Below are 19,486 nucleotides of genomic sequence, written 5' to 3'. Positions count from 1 at the left end.
AAAATATGAAACGATTCAAATTATTGCCTGTATTGTTTGCCGGAATTCTGATTGCATCAATGACATCATGCGAAAATCAAGGTATTGAATTCCCAAACTATGAGGGCGGAACAACTGTTTATTTTGCCTATCAATACCCCGTGCGTACAATCGTATTGGGAGATGATACTTATGATACTACTTTAGATAATGAGCATCGTTGCGAAATATACGCAACAATGGGTGGTGTATATAAAAACCAAAAGAATATCAGTATAGATATTGCTGTAGATAACGGATTATGTGATAACTTATTCTTCGAAGACGGTAGTCCGGTTCAAGCTATGCCATCCAATTACTACACTCTAGGAGGTAATAAGATTATTCTTGATAAGAAGATGCAAGGATCGGTAGGAGTCCAATTGCAAGATGCATTCTTTTCTGATCCCGAGGCTTTGAAAAAAACGTATGTAATTCCATTATTGATGACTAAAGTACAAAATGCAGACAGTATTTTGAGCGGTCGTCATTTGATACAGAATGCACCTCGTACCTATTCAGAAGCGTGGGATATTCAGCCTCAAGACTATGTATTGTATGCAGTGAAATTTATCAATCCGTGGCATGCAAAATATCTGCGCAGAGGGGTAGATCTTGTAACCGAGAATGGTGCAACTGCAACGAATGTACGCCGCAAACCGTATGTAGAAAATGACGAACTTTGTAGTTTAACGACTGCAAGTTTAAAGGTGACTAAATTTCCGGTTAAAACTACTGTTTCTGATGGTTTAGGAGGTGTACAAACTCTTACATGTGATTTACTCCTTACTTTTAATGATAATAACGAGTGTACTATCTCTACCAATACGCAAGGTTATACAGCTAGTGGCTCGGGTAAATTTGTAAAAAACGGAGAGAAGAATAGTTGGGGTAATAAAGATCGTAATGCTATGTACTTAGAATATAATATAAACTTTGGTACAAAGCAATATGCAACGAAAGATACTTTGGTAGTACAAACCAGAGGTATCGATGCCGAATGGTTTGTTCCAACTTATAAAAACTAATCATTTTTAATTTAAGTAAAGATGAGTATGATGAAGTATTATAATAAATTCTTGTTGATTATTGTCGCTATGGCGGCAATGGTCTCTTGTGTCGACAATTTTGATAGCAACTTTAATGTTGATAAGCCGGCAGATCTCGAGAAATACGAATATCTGAATGAATATGATGTTCTGAAATCGTATGTAGACCGTAAGGCTAATCCAAATTTCAAATTAGGATCAGGTATTACTGTTAGTGATTTTTTGAAGAGAGAAATGGTTTATAGTCTTGCCTGTTCCAACTTTGATGAATTAACAGCGGGGAATGCGATGAAATATGGATCGATTGTAAAAGATGATGGTTCAATGGATTTCTCTCAGGTAGTAAAATTTGTTGATGCCGCTAAAGGTGCTGGTCTCAGTATTTATGGACATACGATATTGTGGCACTCTCAACAAAACAATAAATATCTGAATAAGTTAATTGCTGATAAGGAAATTGAAGTAGACCCGAATGATGCAAATAATTGTTTGCATATAAATACAACTGAAGCTAAAGCTAATACATGGGATTGGCAAATTTATTACGAACCGGCAAGCCCATTAACGGTTGGTGTGACATATACATTAAGTATGAGAATCAAGGCTTCTGCGGCGGCCACTGTTGACTTCTGGCCTACAGATGGTAGTAATGTTCTTTATGGTTTATCTCTTGCGGCAAGTAAAGAATGGAGTAATGTTACTCTTCAGTTTACACCAAGCCATGCGTTTAACAAACTTCAGTTCTGTTTTGGTAAATTTGGTGGCGATTTGTATTTTGACGATATTACTTTAACGGCAGCTAACTCTACGGATAATGTAATCAGTAATGGCACCTTTGACAGTAAAGACTTATCAAATTGGGGAAAACCAAGCTGGCATTCTTATTCTTTCAATATTGAGGCGCTTGCTGCAGGTCCATCTACTTGGTGGAAAAATCTTGTAAGCAATAGTAACTGCGAAGATGACGATGTATCTTCCTTCTATGCTACTGAAGTATCTAATGGACCTAAAGCAGCTACTTTTAGTGCAGCCGGTACAGGTGCAGGAGGTACGGGACGGGCTATTGTTGTTCAATCAGGTGATAATGCTACTCAGGATTGGGACACCCAATTCTTTGTAAAAGTACCTCATGTATTTAAGGAAGGTGAAAAATATCGTTTCAGTATGAAGGTCAAAGCTAGTAGAAATGTTAGTATTGACTCTCAGGCGCATAAAGAACCGGGCGGCTATTTGCATTACGCTATGTTAGGTAGTCCTAATGTAACTACAGAGTGGCAGGAATATACTAGCTCCGGCTCTATCAATTCATTACAAGAAGGAATGAGTACTATAGCTTTTAATCTTGCAAAAAACAAGTTGGCAACTACATTCTATTTTGATGATATCGTGTTTGAGATAGAAGAGTCTGGCAATACCATTCCTTTGACTCCGGAAGAAAAGAAAGAAGTTTTGACCAATGCGATGGAAAATTGGGTGAAAGGTATGATGGAAGCTTGTGGCGGATATGTGAAAGCATGGGATGTGGTGAATGAGCCTTTGGCCGGTGTTGATAAAGATGGCGACGGTTGGTATGATTTACAATCTGTAAATAATGTATCGGCAGAAGATGCTAAAAATAATTTCTATTGGCAAGATTACTTGGGTGATGACTATGTGCGTACAGCTATCCAACTTACCCGTAAATATGGACCTGAAGATATGAAGTTGTTCATCAATGACTACAATCTAGAATCAGATTGGGATGATAATATGAAACTCAAGAGCTTGATCAATTGGATTGAACGTTGGGAAAAGGACGGAACTAAGATTGATGGTATTGGTACTCAAATGCATGTTTCTTATTACCTAAACTCTACTACTCAAAAGAGCAAAGAAGATCATATAGTGAAGATGTTTGAACTGTTAAAAGCTTCAGGAAAACTCATAAAAATATCTGAGTTGGATATGGGGATAATAGATGAGAATGGTAATGAAATTAAGACTGCAAACCTTACTTTCGAGCAACAGTTATTGATGTCTGAGTATTATAAGTTTATTGTAAAAAAATACTTTGAAATTATTCCTGTGAGCCAACAATATGGAATTACTCATTGGAGTCCTACTGACAGTCCTGACGACAGTGGTTGGAGAAAAGGGCAGCCTATTGGGCTATGGAGCTTGAACTATAACCGTAAGCCTGTTTATGCAGGATTTGCGGAAGGTTTGAGTGGTAAATAATAATCTAATGTTTTTTAATGATATGAGATAATATCATATAGGCTTTTAGGTGATTCGTACTTTTTTGGATGAGACAGCGAAATCTTTGTATAAAGGTTTCGCTGTTTTTCTTTACTATTAAATGATATTAGAAGTTTCATTTATAGGTAGAACATATGTATGCATATATCTTCACAATATTTTGACAGATATAGAGGGATAGAAGATAAGGTGTCTTTTGTATTTTTATTAGTTAAAGAAGATTAGGATTTTTGTGTATAAGAAAATGTTTTTAGTTTTTTAGAGAAGTGTTTTGTAAGGTTTTATATATAGTTGTTTATGATTGATCTCTTTGTCTGTTTATAAAAATATAATTAAAGAGAGTTGGATAAATATAGAAGAGGCTGTCTTAAGACAGCCTCTTGCTTTATTCCTTTATAAAAGTATGCTATTGTTTTACCAAAAGTATATGTAAAATGCAACACAGAGAATTACAACTCCAAGCGATGCTATAACATCCCATTTATTCCAGCTCTTGCTAATAAGTTTCTTGTAATCGCTAGAGAAAGTGATAGCATCTATTTGTTGGGCTGTTGGCTTCGGAGTGAAAAACGATACAACGACCATTAGCAACATAATGAAAACTAATAACCATATTTCAAAAATAAGCCAGTTTGTTTGCCAGAACCAACTTGTGTATTCCCAATACCAGCCGGTCATTGCATCCTTGCCGGTGTTGGTAAATATATTGGTTAATAAGCGTACCATCCCGATAGCGAATCCCACTATCATTCCAGCTTCTCCAGCCTTAGGTGTAATTCTTTTAGAGAAGATACCAAGTGCAAATACGGCTACCATAGCAGGAGCGAGTAATGATTGAATACCTTGTAGATAGTCGTAAAGGCTACCAAGACTCATCATAACAGGTATCCAAACAATACCGAGGATAACGACTACAATTGTGGCAATACGACCTACCAAAACATAAGTAGATTCACTCTTATTTTTGAACATAGGTTTATAGAAGTCTTCCGTAAATAATGTGGCGCAAGAATTGAAGAATGCAGCCAAAGACGCAATTAAAGCCGATATAAAACCTATGGTAACAATTCCCTTCACACCCGCAGGCAATACAAATTTAACCATTGAGCCGAACGCAGTATCTGGATCATCCAATGTAAATCCGCTATCAGGACGTGCAGCTAATGCCGCTGCTACCATACCCGGTATTAGGAACATAAATACAGGTAACAATTTGAAATAACCCGCAGCAATAGTACCTCTACGCGCACGTTTCATCACTGTATCGTTATCTTCGCCCTTGCGTTGTCCAAGTACACGTTGAACGATATGCTGGTCGGTACACCAATACCAAAAACCTATTATTGAAGCTCCAATAAATACCCAAAAGCCGGGATAATCATCATATAACGGATCGCCAGTATTGAAGTGGAACATATGGTTGGTACCGTATGCAACACCATCTTCTCCTACATTCAATGTTTTTGCATAGTCGATCATCGCTGTCCAACCTTCGGGAATACTACCTCCTCCAAGAGCAGATAATCCTAGGAAAAGCACAAGGAATGACCCTATAATAAGTATCGGTGTTTGGATTGCAGATAGAGTCATAACTCCTTTCATCCCACCCAGAACAGTAAAGATACCTGTTAGTACTATCAAGCCGATTGCCCCATACCAGAAAGGTAATCCCAGAAGGCTTTCCATAAAGATACCTCCTGTAAATGCGGTTACACTCACTTTGGTAAGTACATAGGCTATAAGAGTGATGATAGATAACCAAGAGCCTGTAGCGGGTGTATAGCGGTATTTTAGGAAGTCGGGCATTGTGATAATTTTGCCCATTTTGTTATTCATAAGTTGATAGAATGGTACGAATAACCAACCTAGAATAAGTATCATCCAGCCTTGCATCTCCCAGTGCGCCATACCCACTCCGGCTTTAGCACCTGTTCCGGCAAGTCCTACAAGGTGCTCCGATCCGATGTTTGCTGCAAAGATGGCAGCACCTATTATGTACCATGGTTCGCCTTTTCCGAACAGATAGTCTTCGCTACTGGCGCCCTGTTGCAGGCGTTTGTCTTTTTGTATCGAACGCCAGACAGCCCATGTTACTGCCAATATCCCAACTGCAATAATCACCCAGTCGAGCCAAATAAATTCGTGTGAATTCCAGTTCATTGTATGATATTATGTTTAAGAGAATAATTCTGTTTCAGTAAATTTTCCTAACTTTTGATATTTTGCATATATCTGCATATACACCTCATGTTTCTCCATATTAGGTTTGTATTCGTGAGCGAATCCTTGTCCCATCGCTTTCTGAGCAGCTTTAATGTCAGGATGAACTCCTGCTGCAACAGAAGCGAACATTGCTGCACCAAAGGCACATGCTTGTTCTGATTTAGCAACTTTTATAGGCATTGCCAATACATCTGCCAATGTTTGCATAACCAATGGCGATTTAAGGGAGATACCCCCTATACCAATTACGCTATTGATTTCAATTCCGTTTTCGAGAAAGCGATCTACAATTGCTTTCGATCCAAAAGCAGTAGCCTCTACCAATGCTTTGAAAATTAGAGGGGCAGAACTAGCCAAGTTTAATCCTGTGATTGTTCCTTTTACCATCTGATTGGCATCAGGAGTACGACGCCCGTTCATCCAATCGATTGCTAAAATAGAACTTTCTGATACCGGAATTTTTTCCGCTTCTTTGGATAGGGTAGGGATTATCTTGTCAAGAGTTTCGTCTATTAACTTTTGCTTTGTTTCCTGATCTATTAATGCCGATTCTTTTAGTATATTTTCCAAAGGCCAAGCCAACACTGATTTGAACCATGCATAAATATCACCAAAACCAGATTGTCCGGCTTCAAGACCTACCATTCCCGGAATAACAGATCCATCTACCTGTCCGCAGATACCTGGAATTAGCTTTCCGTGCATATCTTCATACGGAGCAATCATAATATCGCAAGTAGACGTTCCTATAACACGAACAAATGCCTTCGGTTCTATTTCGGCACCTACAGCTCCCATATGACAGTCAAATGCTCCTACACCAACAGCTACATTTGTTGTTAGTCCAAGTCTATTGGCCCATTCTTCGGTCAGGTTGCCTACCTTAACTTCGCTGGTGTATGTATCGTGGAATAGTCTTTCTCTATACCCTTTCAGTTCGGGTGCTATTTCTACAAGAAAATCTTCTGTTGGCAAGCCATCCCATTCTTTCAACCACATGGCTTTGTGTCCTGCAGCACATCGTCCTCTTATTATATCTGATGGTTTGGTTGTGTCTGTAATTAGAGCGGGCATCCAATCGCAATGCTCTATCCAACTGTAAGCTTCTCCGGCTACAGCTTTATCTTCTTTCAGAACATGTGCTACTTTTGCCCAAACCCATTCGCTGGAGTATATACCACCTTCATAGGCTGTATAGTCGATAGGCCAGCGTTTGGCTACCTCATTTATTTTAGCTGCCTCTTTGATCGCTGTATGATCTTTCCAAAGGACAAACATTGCATTTGGATTTTCTGCAAAATCAGGTCGTAATGCTAACACCTGTCCGTCTTTATCAATTAGGGCAGGAGTAGAGCCTGTCGTATCAAATGACATACCTACGACTTGCTCTGCTGTGCCTGTCGGAGATTTACTAAGAGCCTCCTTTACGGATTCTTCCAAAGCTTCTATATAATCTAGAGGATGTTGTCTGTACTGGTTTTTTTGAGGATCACAGTATTTCCCCTGTATCCATCTTTTATAATATTTGACTGATGAAGCAATTTCTTTTCCGGTTTCAGCTTCTATAATTACTGCTCGGCAAGAATCAGAACCGTAATCAAGTCCTATTGTATATTTCATATATTTTATTTTTCATAAATAGTATGAAATTCACATAACATTATAGTTGACAACTATAGTATATGTTCCTTTCATAAGGCAGTTAACTTTTTAATAATAAAATAAGTATAGGGAATATCACTACTCCCCATACTTGAAACAATCTAACTCAGCTTAACGCTGTATTTAATAAGTAGTATACTTCATTTACTTTCAACTCAAACTTAAAGTTATTTATAGTTGTATTCTTGTCGATAGTAACCAGTTCTATACCTGCTATATCTGCATAGTCTTCCAGCATTTCGGTAGTGACAGAATATGAGAAACTTGAGTGGTGAGTCCCACCTGCCAATATCCATGCAGCAGCACCAATTTCAAGGTTAGGCATTGGTTTCCACAATGCACATGCTACAGGCAGTTTCGGTAATGGTTTCGGTTCTTCTACTACTACTTCATTTACAATCATACGGAAGCGATTGCCCATGTCTACGATTGTAGCTGCAACTCCTTCTCCCTTATGTGCTTGAAATACGAGGCGCGAACAAGTGCGAGCATCTCCAATACCAAGGAAGTGAACTTCGATGCGAGGTTTTGTTCCGGTTATATCCGGATTTATTTCCAGCATGTGCGACTGTAGAATAGTACTGTTCTCCCCATCGAAATTGAGCGTATAGTCTTCTAGGAACGATTGTCCGCCGGGCAGTCCTTTTCCCATTACCCACATTGTGCGTACAAGGGCAGCAGTTTTCCAGTCACCTTCGGCTCCAAAACCGTAACCTTCCGCCATGAGGCGTTGAGATGCAAATCCCATCAATTGCTTCATGCCTTCAAGTTCATTGAAGCTGGTAGTGAATCCCTTCGCTCCCTTTTCTTGAAGAAAACGACGAAGTCCTATTTCCTGAGCTGCTGCATCACGTACAAACTGATGTTTTTCTCCTCCTTTTTTGCAATCAGCAGCAAAGTCATATACTTTTTCATATTCTGTAATTAATGCATCTATTTCAGTTTCTTTTACAGCTTCTATATACGGAACTAATGTTGCGATAGGAGCATTGTCTACATGATAGCCCAAACGCATTTCGGCTTCTACCTTATCTCCATCCGTTACCGCTACGTTGTTCATATTGTCACCAAAACGAATGATAAGCATATCCTGAGCATCAGCCCATCCTGCACATACACGCATCCAAGAAGCTAGTTTAGCCTGTACCTTTTCGTCAGACCAATGTCCGACAATTACTTTTCTGTTTTTGCGCATACGGCTTACCATATGTCCAAATTCACGGTCGCCATGAGCCGACTGATTTAGATTCATGAAATCCATATCGATTTCATTCCAAGGAATTTCCTTATTGAATTGGGTGTGAAAATGTAACAGAGGTTTCTTGTAATTCTTCAATCCTTGTATCCACATTTTTGCGGGGGAAAAGGTATGCATCCATGTTATTACTCCAATACATTTGTTATCCGAATTAGCATCAGAGAAAGCTTTTGCTATTTCCTTAGAAGAATTGACTGTTCCCTTATAAACAACTTTGATAGGTAGCTTGCCTGAATCGTTCAAACTTTTTACCATTTGAGTGGAATGTGAGTCTACAGCAACCACAGCATCTCCACCATACAATAATTGTGCTCCGGTGATAAACCAAATTTCTAAATCTTTGAAATCCATGATATTATTTTTTATAGTTAATGATTAAATATTTTTTACTGCCCGTAATATGCATCAGGACCATGTTTTCTGAAAAAGTGTTTTTTTATAAGCTCATCATTCATCTTTAGTTGCGGGTTGATGTTATATGCCAGATAAGCCATTTTTGCGACTTGTTCCAATACTACTGCATTGTGTACGGCATTATGCGCATCTTTTCCCCACGAGAAAGGACCATGATTATTGACAAGAACTCCCGGGGTATAATCCGGATTTAGCGTAGCAAAACGCTCGATGATTACATTGCCTGTTTCGAGTTCATATTTGCCTTCAATCTCTTCTTTTGTCATTTGTCTTGTACAAGGTATCTCATCTTTAAAGTAATCGGCATGAGTGGTACCAATATTCGGTATATCACAACCTGCTTGAGCCCAAGATGTGGCGTAAGTAGAATGGGTATGTACAATTCCCCCTATATTTGGAAAAGCTTTATATAAAGCTATATGAGTTGCAGTATCGGATGAGGGTTTCAATTTTCCCTCTACAATTTTTCCATCTAAATCGAGTACAACCATATCTTCAGCTTTCATCTTTTCATATGATACTCCTGAAGGTTTGATTATTACCAGATTTTTTTCTCTATCGATAGCACTAACATTTCCCCATGTGAATATGACTAATCCATGTTTTACCAGATCCAGATTAGCATCGAATACCTCTTTTTTTAATGATTCTAGCATGATATTATATATGGTTAAAAAGCTTACTTTATATATAAGTGTTAGTGGTACACTTATGAGTACAATATTAGCAATAAGTGTAAATATATACACTTATTTTTAGCATGTTTTAAAACATATATCGCGAGTTCGTATATCTAAATTCGGTCTATTTGAAAAAAGGTGAAAAATAAAACATCAGAGGTTCATTGGTTGTATTCCGAAGTGAATTCCGATAAGTAGAGTATTGTAGTATATTCTTTTGTTTTAGGTTCTGTTATTTGTGCTAAATAACCTTATTCTTCTTCTCGAGGATGGATACGTAGTTGCCTGTAGTGTTGTTATAACTATTCAGTTATAACGTGTATATGATGAAAGTGGAGTAGGGGGGAGAAAGCAAAAGATCGGCTTATAAAATCATTAAAAGTTGTTTGGTTAAGTGATCATTAAGGAGTTTTTATAACTTTCGGTACAAAATAGTTTTCCTAGAGGAGCCTAACTCTTTTTAAGTGTTTTTTTCTACATAAGAGAAAAAGATAATCCAAAGGAACATTGATTTGGCTATATGCGCTTTTATCTTCTTTAGAGCTACCGAAATATGTTTTTCTACCATTTTTTGTGAGATACCTTCTTGCTCTGCAATTTGAGTGTAGCTCATACGGCTGTAGCGACTGAGTTTAAATACAGTTTTGCATTTCGGACTTAGGCTTTCAATGGCTGTTTCTATACTTTTTTCAAATTCAACTCTGTCCACGCAATCGTATGCTTCATCTAGTTCTTTTTCTTCATATATCCATTTGGTGAGCAACTCTTCGTGAAGTTTTATATCTCTAAAGTGGTTTAATACACGGTTACGGGCGGCGGTATAAAGATATGCCTTTATATTGTCTATTTTAACTAATTCCCTATTTACCCATAGACTGCAAAATACATCTTGGGCAATATCTTTGATAACATGCTCATCTTTAGTATAAAGATTTAGGAAATAACATACTGGTTCATAATAAGTATTGAATACTTCCTCAAACTCAGACTCTATATAACTACGCATATCTTATATTCTTATTTGTAGAAGGAGTCACTATTCTTTCTGATAAATACGTACATAATCAATATCGAAGTAATGCGGAAATAAGGTATCATCTACTCCTTTTATGCCTCCTAATCCTCCGCCTATGGCAAGGTTAAGTAATAAGTGAAATGGTTGATCGAAAGGCCAAGCATCTATTCCTTCTTGTTTGTCGAAAGTGAAATAATGAATTCCATCGATATACGATCTGATCTGATGTTTGTCCCATTCCATAGTATAAACATGAAATCTGTCGGTAACCAGTGGAGCGTGAATTGATTTCCCTACCTGTGTACCTTTCGTATGGTTATACGTTTCGGTATGAACTGTAGAAAATACACTGTCAGGTGAAAACCCAACATGTTCCATAATATCTATTTCACCACATCTGGGCCAACCGCCGTATTTACTCTCTGTAGGGAGCATCCATATTGCAGGCCAAGTTCCTCTGCCTGTCGGTAGTTTTGCACTTACTTCTACCTTTCCATATAGCCAATCTCCTTTCCCCTTTGTTCTTAGTCTTGCAGAAGTATATTGTTTACCATTAGACTCTTCTTTCAGGGCAGTGATTCTTAATATACCGTTACACACACGAGCATTGTTTATATTCTTGTCGGTATACCATTGTAGCTCATTGTTTCCCCAGCCATACGAGTTGCCATGTGTATCGAAACTCCATTTTGTAGAGTCAGGTAGACCCGTATATTCAAACTCATCGGACCAAACTAATTTCCAATCATCGTTTTGTGAGAATAACGATTTAGGTAAAATAAATAAAATCAAGGCGATTAAGATTATTCCTTTTTGGATATTATGGTTCATTGTCTTTAATTTTTTAGTTATACTTCCTTTCTCCACTATAAGATTTTTTATACTTCGTACTAAATCCTTTTTTGCAGCGAATATATGTATCTCTATGGTTTCCTTTATCTCAATCTTCTTTAGCCTCGTTTGATAACTATAAGAAAACCATAGAGCACATAATAATTATAGATGAAGATACAAAAACAAGCCGAATAATTGATAAAATTTATAACAATTGCATATTATTTAAGCAACCACATCAATTTATTTATTTCGTCATAGCCTTCGTACTGTTTGTCCAGTGCTATTTTTAAATTATCACGATTGTAATTTGTTTCTGAACTTGGATACAACCAACGCATAGGTAATCCATTTTTATTATTCTCATTCAAACTTGTTTCAGGATTGATAGGAAAGTCAGGGTAGTTGTTACGCCTGTATTCAAAGAAACTAGTTTGAGATTCCTGCATAAAGTTAAGAATGTAGCGTTGCATCCATATCTGTTTCAATTGCTCGTTGGTAGATGTTTTGAATGCTGCATCACCAGTAAAGTAATTGTCAATGTAACTCTGAGTAATGGCTTTACCGTGGGCATATTCAGCCTTTGTAGCCATAGTGGATGCAAGAGCCGATTTTACGCCACTTTCGTAATAAGATTTTGCATCACCAGTTGTTATCCAGCCTCTTACTCTTGCTTCCGCAATGATTAGTTGTTGCTCGGCATAAGTTAATACCATGCGTGGTTCGCAAGCATCTTCTTTCAAATAGCGCTTGTTTAATAACGAATATTTATTTGCGCTATGACCAGCATTCATTGCAGAATAATCCATTGAAACATCAACACCGATATAGGCTTCTTCTTCCGATTCTGTTTTACCTGCAGCGATAGCTGCCCCTGCAGGTTCTGCAAAGTAGAATAATCTTCTGTCTCCTAGTAATTTAAGATTATCGACAAGTAATGAACTTATAATTGTTTTGCTGGTAAACAAATCATTGGTACTTGATAGTGGATGTCTGTTTAGACTTGAATAGTTAAGTCCGAAAAATCCTGTTGAGGCTTCAAGTAGGTTCCCACTATTAACGATCTCTGCAAAACGTTTCTTTACTTCCAAAGATGCAATATTTTCTTTTTTACTCAATGTTATCAAGACTTTTAGTGCGAGAGCATTTGATGCTCTGCGCCATTTAGCAGGATCACCATTATACGGAGTGGGGTCTCCATCGAAGTTTGTTCCGTTAGCAAAGAACTGATCTGCTTCTTTCAATTCGTTTAAAATACCTTTAAATACATCTTCTTGTGTGTCATAACTTGGCTTGTAAACACCTGATGCACCTTTGTTCGCTTCACTATAGGGGATATCACCTAATTCCATTGTTAGTTTGAAAAAGGCAGCGGCACGAACAAATTTTGCCACACCTTTATACGAGTTCTCCATCGGACTGCCTTGTGCATAGCCTAGCATTTTATCTATGTTAGGAAGTACTGTCAGTATTTCGAAGCTACTACTCCCTATTGTGTTGTACTGCGTACTCATTTGTCCTTCGTTAGCATAGCCTACATATTTGGATAATGCGTTATCAGAGATCATTACTTTTGCATCTCTTCCATCAAATCGGGCTACACGTAACACTACATTTGTGCATAGCAAAGATGCACTAACCTGAGATGTAGAGTCGGGGTTAGTATTCAAATCGTCGAAATTGCTACATCCTATAAATATTGATAAAAGAAGTATGCTTGCTATAATCGTGAATTTATTTATGGTTTTCATTTCGTTTCAGTTTAAAGTTTTAAAAATCTATTTTCACATTAAATCCAATATAACGCTGAGACGGGTCGCTGAAGTTATCTGTACCACCGTCGGGGTCAGAGTATTTAAAATCTTTAGCCCACAATAACATATTTTGCCCTACAGCCGATACTGCAATATCTTTAGCTCTAAGTTTAGCCGATAGTGTTTTCGGAAGGCTATAAGTCAGAGCTATTTCTCGTATTTTGAAGAATGTGGTGCTGTAAGCATCCAGCGATGAAGGAGAACCTCCCCATGCTGTTCCTTTATGTAGGTTTTCGATATATGTTTTGTAAGTAACAGGTACATCGTTAGGAGCATATTCGCGTGTGTCGCTTGTAATGTTTCCGTATGTATCGTAAGTTGCTTTTCCTGATATTACTTTTACTCCTTGCCCTGTATAGTTTTTCGTTCCGGGCTGGGTTGCATCCAGATAACGTTCTGGAACAACGGAGCCTGGATGTGATCCGGCACGCCACATATACATTTCGGTAGTTGTTTGAGCAATCCCTCCTACACGTCCGTCCATCGTCATTCTAAAATGCCAATTTTTGTACCTTACACTTGTATTCATACCCCAAATCCAATCAGGATCGTAATTGCCAAACTTAGAATCGTATGCCGAATAAAGTGGTAGCCCATTACTGTGTATAATATTACCTTGCGGATCTTTTTGATACTCTCTGATTATATAATGATCTACTCTCTCTCCAACTTTTACCCAAGGCTTATCTTGCGAAAATGTTTCATCCAGTTTTGTATAATAGCGAGCATATTTCGACCAATTCAGAGTTACATCCCATTCCCAATCTTTTGTCTTGATTGGTGTTACTGTAGCTGTAATTTCAAAACCTTTACGAGTGATTTCTTCTCCTGAGTTGATGTAATTGCTTTTATAACCGGAGGCCGGACTTATAGGTGCTTGTACTATAAAGTCGTACATGCGTTTATTATAATATGCTACATCTAGCGAAGCTCTGCCTTTGAAAAAATTAAGGGCTGTACCTACTTCGAATGTTGATGTAGACTCTGCTCTTACGTTTGTACCTCTGATAGATGTAGGATATGTAGCCGAACTTAGATTTCCCCAAGCATTTTGCGTGATCGAATAGTCTGAATTAATATCATATATATTAGCGGGCTTTTTGGAAGTTGTCCATGATCCGCGAAGCTTCCAGAATGATAGCCAATTCATTTCCGGTAGAAGCTCAGAAGCAATAAAACTACCGGCTACCGATGGATAGAAATAAGAACGTTCCGATTTTGAAAGGGTAGAACTCCAATCGTTACGCATAGTTGCTTCCATATATGCCATGCTTCGCCACGATGCACCCACACGACCGAATACACTGTTTACTTGTTTCTTATACAATCTTGAACTGGTAAGTACCGAATTAATAGATGCCTTCAATGAGTAGAATCCGGGTATTGAGAGTCCGCTTTGTGTGCGAGCCTCCATTCCTTCGTCTTGGTTGTAGAAAATAGAACCTCCTACAAATCCGTCGAACCTGAAATCTTTATATGTCTTGTCTGCAGCTAAGATAAGGTCGTTATTGATGCTGTAACCTCTGCCCACACCCATATTGAAAGAGCCTTTTGCTGATTCTCCCCATATCTGTGTTCCATCTTTTATTACAGTGGATGTACCTCCACCTGTGAACGAACCTTTGGATATGCGTACGTCCTGACGATCACTATAACTATCGAATCCTGTTCTTAATGTAGCTTTCAACCAAGAAGTAACATCATAGTTGAGAGAAAGCGTCCCGTTAAAAATATCTCGGTTCAATGTATGCAATCTCTCATATCTGTCGAAGTATGGATTGTTATTTGTACTTTCATAGCTACTATTTTGCTTCTCGTTTTTTATTAACCAGTAGTCTTTATAGTCTCTGATGTCGTAGTCGGGAGCCGACCATACCAATAGGCTGTACATAGGATCATATCCGGCATATCCATTAAATCCTAGATTGGGAGAGGTTTGTTTGTTGAAGCCTAAACTCGAAGATAATGTAAATTTATCGACTTTCATTTCTCCACCAAGGCTATAGGTATATTTATTGAATAAAGAGTTGGGGTATTGACCTTTATTTTGTACCCATGTGGCAGATGCACGTAAACTGCTATTTTTAGTTTGTTGTACAACATTTATATTGTTGTTTAGTATATATCCCTGAACAAGGAAATTTTTAAAGTTGTCTTTTCCTCTAGCAGTGTATGGCATTGGCTTCATTGTTTTTGAAATAGGATCCCATTGTACTACTTCTTGCCCCTCCATCGGTACGCCCCACGAACCGTCGCCTGTACGTGCATAGGTATTCGTTGCTGTATTCACAACACGTCCGTAAGTTGATTGCATTTCGGGTATGGCAAGATAACCCGCTGTAAACATTGTTCCACTATTTATAGATACGGATAAGCCTTGTCTTTCAGAACCTTTCTTTGTTGTAATCATGATAGCTCCTCCATCACCTTTAGATCCATAAAGGGCAGAAGCGGTAGAACCTTTTAATACGTTCATAGACTCTATGTCGTCAGCCGGCAAATCGCGCAATGTCATATTTGTATAAGGAACACCATCTATAACAATTAAAGGGTTTTCACCTCGGAGGGTTATTTCAGGTGCAGCTCCAAATTCGGTACTGTTCAGTACATTTAATCCGGCCACTCTGCCTGTAAGCGATGTCCCTACATCTAACGGACGTACTGTCTGCAAGGCTTGTCCCTGTACTCCTTGTACAGCGTAGCCAAGAGCCTTTTCTTCACGTTTGATACCCAATGCAGTAACTACGACTTCTGAAAGGACTCTTTCGTCTTCAGTCAGAATAATGTCGAATACTGATTTTGCCCCCACTGTTACAGTATATGTTTGAAAGCCTATGGATGTTATATTAATTTTTGAACCTTCTTTTACTGATAGTTCAAATTTTCCGTTGATATCGGTAATTGTACCATTTGTTGTTCCCACTTCTTTTATAGTTGCTCCAATAACGGGTTCATTACTCGAATCAAATACTACTCCTGATATTTTCTTATGAACGGTTTGTTGATGAACGGTAATGGGTTTCAAAACTATTTGGTTACCTTTTATTTCGTAACCAACACTTTTGTTTTTAAAAACTTCTGTCAATACTTCCTGAATCGACGCATTTTCGACATTCAGGATTACTTTTTGCTTATCGTCCAAATCACTGTTGCTGTATATAAACGAATAGCCGTACTTTTTCTGGATGTCGCTAAATAGCTCTTTGATGGAAATATTTTTTACACTGATATTAATTGGTTTTTGAGCTAGAATTGCTGAGTGCGCCATTAGACACAAAATGAGTGTAAATAGCAATTTTCTGATTATTGTTTTCATGGTATTAAATAAAATGTTAGTAACTATTTCCCTTTTATTTTTACTGAGTTGTCATATATTTCATATTCTATTGGTGTGATCTTATTAAATAAGTCGAGAAACTCTCTCAGCGATTCAGTATTCAAAAGGAATGTATATCTTTTACTTTCATCTAATTGAGAGTAAGAGATATTAACCCCATACCACCGTTCGAGTTTTTTTATTGCAGTATATAGTGTCGCATTATGAATCAGCAATTTATTTGCAGTCCAAAGTTTCGCTTCTTCTGTATCTTCGTTTATTATTTCGTATTTCAGATTGTGTTTATTTATATGTGCTCGTTGAGACGGTGACAGATTAAACATATGCTTGTCTTTTTTTGCATCTAATACTTCTACTTCACCTTCGATGAGGGATATTTCAAAAAAATCATCACCATCGTAATTGGAAACATTAAAGCTTGTTCCGAGTACACGGATTTTCACCTTACCGATGTCTACAATAAAGGGTTTATCCTGATCATGAGCAACATCAAAAAAAAGTTCTCCATGCGCTTCTATTGATCTATTTTCATCATTGTAGTCGCTAGCAAATGATAGCTCTGACTTAGAATTGAGCCAGACCTTTGTTCCATCAGCAAGTATTGCTTGAGACTTCTCGCCCCATTGAGTACTTATATGTGTAAAAGATTTGGGACTGTAAGTATTATTAATCAAATATCCCGATATCGTGAGCAAAGACAATATTAATACAGCAGTAAGTGCCCACATAGTATACGGAATAGAATGTTTCTTTCTTATACCGGTGTCTTTTTCGAGATATTGTTTGTAATCTGTTTTATTACAGACTTGCTTCCATACCGCTTCTTTATTAGGAATAACATATGATGGATTATTTATGTAAATCCATTCTTTCTGTAAGTCAAGAAAGGTATTTAGATTGTTGTCATCAGCAGCAAGCCAGTCTTCAATAAATTGCTTTTCTTGGATATTGCATTCATTCTTGCAATATTTAATCAATATTTCGTAAGGAATCTCCATCATCTAATGCTTTATATAACTATGACACATATGTTGAAGAAAACCCTACCTTAGAGTGTAAAATACTTTTTAATAAGCTGCGGGGAGGTGTTTTTTATTGAGAAAATCACTTGCTTCTATTCATGTATGTAGCTAGCATCTTACCCGTTTTCTGCTTTTTTATGATCAATATCCCGATTATTTTTTATATATTTACGAGCCGGAATCATTTATACAAACGCAATAGCACCCTTTTAGCTGTACCAGTGTTTGCTCCGGATATGATTAGACAAATATCGTTGTGGCATATTTTATAAACAGATAAGATAAATTTTTGAGTCTTATCTAATTTAGCTTAATTATCATTTAAGCTTGTCTTTTTGCCTCTTAACTGATTGTAATTATTCAGCTAGTGGCATTTATGTCTCTACAAAATATATATTAAATGACCTACGCTTATGTTATCAATAAGTGTAGCTTAAAAACTTAACTATAAATATGAATAAATCCCGAAATCAACTAAAAACGTACACGTTACACAATTATCAATCTATACCTCAGATCGCCAATATTCCAAAGGAGTTTGTGAAGCATATTGAAGTTGTCGGCAGAGTGCTACCATTCAAAACAAATAATTATGTAATAGATGAACTGATAGATTGGGATAATATCGACACAGATCCGATATTTACATTAAATTTTCCAAGAAAAGGAATGCTTGATAAAAAGCATTATGCGATAGTTGAACAGTTATTGGATGACAATGTTGAAAAATCTATTATTGAAGATAAAATACACAAAATACGTCTTTCTTTAAACCCCAATCCTGCAGGACAGGAGCACAATGTACCATCTTTAGGAGAAGTAAAGCTGAAAGGTATTCAACACAAATATCCCGAAACTGTATTGTTCTTTCCCAGTCAGGGACAAACTTGCCATGCTTATTGTACATTTTGTTTTAGGTGGCCTCAATTCTCAGGGATGAGCGAATTGAAATTTGCAATGAAAGAAGTTGATCTGTTGCTTAAGTATTTGCGAGTTCATAAAGAGGTTACAGATGTTTTGTTTACGGGTGGAGATCCAATGGTAATGAATGCTGCTATTCTCAGTAGTTACATCAAACCATTATTAACATCCGATTTTGATCATATTCGTTCTATCCGTATTGGTACAAAGTCATTAGCCTACTGGCCATATAGATACCTTACCGATTCTGATAGTGATGATATTATCCGTTTATTTGAAGAAATTAACAAATCGGGGAAGAACTTATCGATTCAAGCTCACTTTAACCATCCACGAGAGCTTTCTACAGATGCTGTCAAACAAGCTATTTTACGAATAAAGAATACCGGTGCACAGATACGGACGCAATCTCCTCTACTAAAACATATCAATGATAAGCCGGAAATATGGGCGCAGATGTGGCGTAAGCAAGTCGATCTAGGATGTATTCCTTATTATATGTTTATAGCTAGAGATACCGGTTCTAAGCAATACTTTGAACTTCCTCTGGAAAAGTGCTGGAATATATTCCGTAGAGCATATCAGCAAGTGAGTGGTTTATGTCGGACAGTAAGAGGACCGAGTATGAGTGATCATGCGGGGAAAATACAAGTGTTGGGCGTACAGGAAATTAAAGGAGAAAAGCTATTTGTTCTTCGTTTTATTCAGGGACGTAATCCTAAATGGGTGCATATTCCCTTCTTTGCAGAATATGATCCTAAAGCAACATGGTTCGATCAACTAAAACCCGCATTCGGTGAAGAGAAATTCTTTTTTGACCAAGACCGTCATAAACTTGTAGAAACTAAACCGTTTCTGTTTGAATAATATAGAAATATCAGGAAAAGATACTAATTGGATAATATTTAAAAAGCCGACCAAAAGTCGGCTTTGACTTTATAATGCAAACCTGCTATTTTACTCCTGTTACTGTAATAGCGTAAATGGTTATATTATTTATT

The 19,486-nt window shown here is 37.4% G+C and carries 12 protein-coding genes; 3 read left to right on the top strand and 9 right to left on the bottom strand.

Going from position 1 to position 19,486, the window contains the following annotated elements; genetic code table 11:
* Window positions 1-5 precede the first annotated feature (5 nt).
* Entirely contained in the window at window positions 6-1,046 is a 1,041-nt protein-coding gene (locus tag HMPREF9456_RS11105) for a DUF5627 domain-containing protein (protein WP_006843625.1), read from the top strand.
* Between the two features lie 30 nt (window positions 1,047-1,076).
* A complete protein-coding gene (locus HMPREF9456_RS11100; RefSeq protein WP_026177106.1) occupies window positions 1,077-3,284 on the top strand; it encodes an endo-1,4-beta-xylanase in 2,208 nt (735 codons plus the stop codon).
* Between the two features lie 435 nt (window positions 3,285-3,719).
* Here the strand turns inward: HMPREF9456_RS11100 and HMPREF9456_RS11095 are convergent, their stop codons facing one another.
* From HMPREF9456_RS11095 to HMPREF9456_RS11055, 9 genes are all read right to left on the bottom strand, one after another.
* Window positions 3,720-5,465 (bottom strand): sodium:solute symporter, encoded by a 1,746-nt coding sequence (locus HMPREF9456_RS11095; protein WP_006843623.1) that lies wholly within the window; start codon window positions 5,463-5,465, stop codon window positions 3,720-3,722.
* A 15-nt stretch (window positions 5,466-5,480) separates the two neighbouring features.
* On the bottom strand, window positions 5,481-7,148 hold the full coding sequence (locus tag HMPREF9456_RS11090; protein ID WP_006843622.1) for a ribulokinase: 1,668 nt from the start codon (window positions 7,146-7,148) through the stop codon (window positions 5,481-5,483).
* 148 nt (window positions 7,149-7,296) lie between these two features.
* Window positions 7,297-8,799, bottom strand: coding sequence for an L-arabinose isomerase (gene araA / locus HMPREF9456_RS11085; protein WP_006843621.1), 1,503 nt, complete (start codon window positions 8,797-8,799; stop codon window positions 7,297-7,299).
* Window positions 8,800-8,834: 35 nt separating this feature from the next.
* Window positions 8,835-9,518: an L-ribulose-5-phosphate 4-epimerase gene (gene araD, locus HMPREF9456_RS11080; protein WP_018075004.1), complete on the bottom strand. Its 684-nt coding sequence runs from the start codon at window positions 9,516-9,518 to the stop codon at window positions 8,835-8,837.
* A gap of 484 nt (window positions 9,519-10,002) precedes the next feature.
* Window positions 10,003-10,548, bottom strand: a complete 546-nt coding sequence (locus tag HMPREF9456_RS11075; RefSeq protein WP_006843619.1) for an RNA polymerase sigma-70 factor — start codon at window positions 10,546-10,548, stop codon at window positions 10,003-10,005.
* A 30-nt stretch (window positions 10,549-10,578) separates the two neighbouring features.
* Entirely contained in the window at window positions 10,579-11,388 is an 810-nt protein-coding gene (locus HMPREF9456_RS11070; RefSeq protein WP_006843618.1) for a glycoside hydrolase family 16 protein, read from the bottom strand.
* Window positions 11,389-11,612: 224 nt separating this feature from the next.
* The gene (locus HMPREF9456_RS11065; protein ID WP_006843617.1) at window positions 11,613-13,142 is read right to left on the bottom strand and encodes a SusD/RagB family nutrient-binding outer membrane lipoprotein; all 1,530 of its coding nucleotides are present in this window, start codon (window positions 13,140-13,142) and stop codon (window positions 11,613-11,615) included.
* 19 nt (window positions 13,143-13,161) lie between these two features.
* Window positions 13,162-16,521, bottom strand: coding sequence for a SusC/RagA family TonB-linked outer membrane protein (locus HMPREF9456_RS11060; RefSeq protein WP_006843616.1), 3,360 nt, complete (start codon window positions 16,519-16,521; stop codon window positions 13,162-13,164).
* Window positions 16,522-16,544: 23 nt separating this feature from the next.
* Window positions 16,545-17,543, bottom strand: a complete 999-nt coding sequence (locus tag HMPREF9456_RS11055; RefSeq protein ID WP_018075001.1) for a FecR family protein — start codon at window positions 17,541-17,543, stop codon at window positions 16,545-16,547.
* A 474-nt stretch (window positions 17,544-18,017) separates the two neighbouring features.
* Between HMPREF9456_RS11055 and HMPREF9456_RS11050 the strand changes: the two genes are divergently transcribed.
* Entirely contained in the window at window positions 18,018-19,352 is a 1,335-nt protein-coding gene (locus HMPREF9456_RS11050; RefSeq protein ID WP_006843614.1) for a KamA family radical SAM protein, read from the top strand.
* The last annotated feature ends 134 nt before the right edge of the window (window positions 19,353-19,486 follow it).

Source organism: Dysgonomonas mossii DSM 22836 (assembly GCF_000213575.1).
Classification (GTDB): domain Bacteria; phylum Bacteroidota; class Bacteroidia; order Bacteroidales; family Dysgonomonadaceae; genus Dysgonomonas; species Dysgonomonas mossii.
Note: the sequence above shows the minus strand (reverse complement) of the source record. Positions and strands in the feature narration are given on the sequence as shown.

Coding starts and splice junctions, on each gene's coding strand:
- HMPREF9456_RS11105 (WP_006843625.1), top strand. CDS start 6: ATGAAACGATTCAAATTATTGCCTGTATTGTTTGCCGGAATTCTGATT.
- HMPREF9456_RS11100 (WP_026177106.1), top strand. CDS start 1,077: ATGAAGTATTATAATAAATTCTTGTTGATTATTGTCGCTATGGCGGCA.
- HMPREF9456_RS11095 (WP_006843623.1), bottom strand. CDS start 5,465: ATGAACTGGAATTCACACGAATTTATTTGGCTCGACTGGGTGATTATT.
- HMPREF9456_RS11090 (WP_006843622.1), bottom strand. CDS start 7,148: ATGAAATATACAATAGGACTTGATTACGGTTCTGATTCTTGCCGAGCA.
- araA (WP_006843621.1), bottom strand. CDS start 8,799: ATGGATTTCAAAGATTTAGAAATTTGGTTTATCACCGGAGCACAATTA.
- araD (WP_018075004.1), bottom strand. CDS start 9,518: ATGCTAGAATCATTAAAAAAAGAGGTATTCGATGCTAATCTGGATCTG.
- HMPREF9456_RS11075 (WP_006843619.1), bottom strand. CDS start 10,548: ATGCGTAGTTATATAGAGTCTGAGTTTGAGGAAGTATTCAATACTTAT.
- HMPREF9456_RS11070 (WP_006843618.1), bottom strand. CDS start 11,388: ATGAACCATAATATCCAAAAAGGAATAATCTTAATCGCCTTGATTTTA.
- HMPREF9456_RS11065 (WP_006843617.1), bottom strand. CDS start 13,142: ATGAAAACCATAAATAAATTCACGATTATAGCAAGCATACTTCTTTTA.
- HMPREF9456_RS11060 (WP_006843616.1), bottom strand. CDS start 16,521: ATGAAAACAATAATCAGAAAATTGCTATTTACACTCATTTTGTGTCTA.
- HMPREF9456_RS11055 (WP_018075001.1), bottom strand. CDS start 17,543: ATGATGGAGATTCCTTACGAAATATTGATTAAATATTGCAAGAATGAA.
- HMPREF9456_RS11050 (WP_006843614.1), top strand. CDS start 18,018: ATGAATAAATCCCGAAATCAACTAAAAACGTACACGTTACACAATTAT.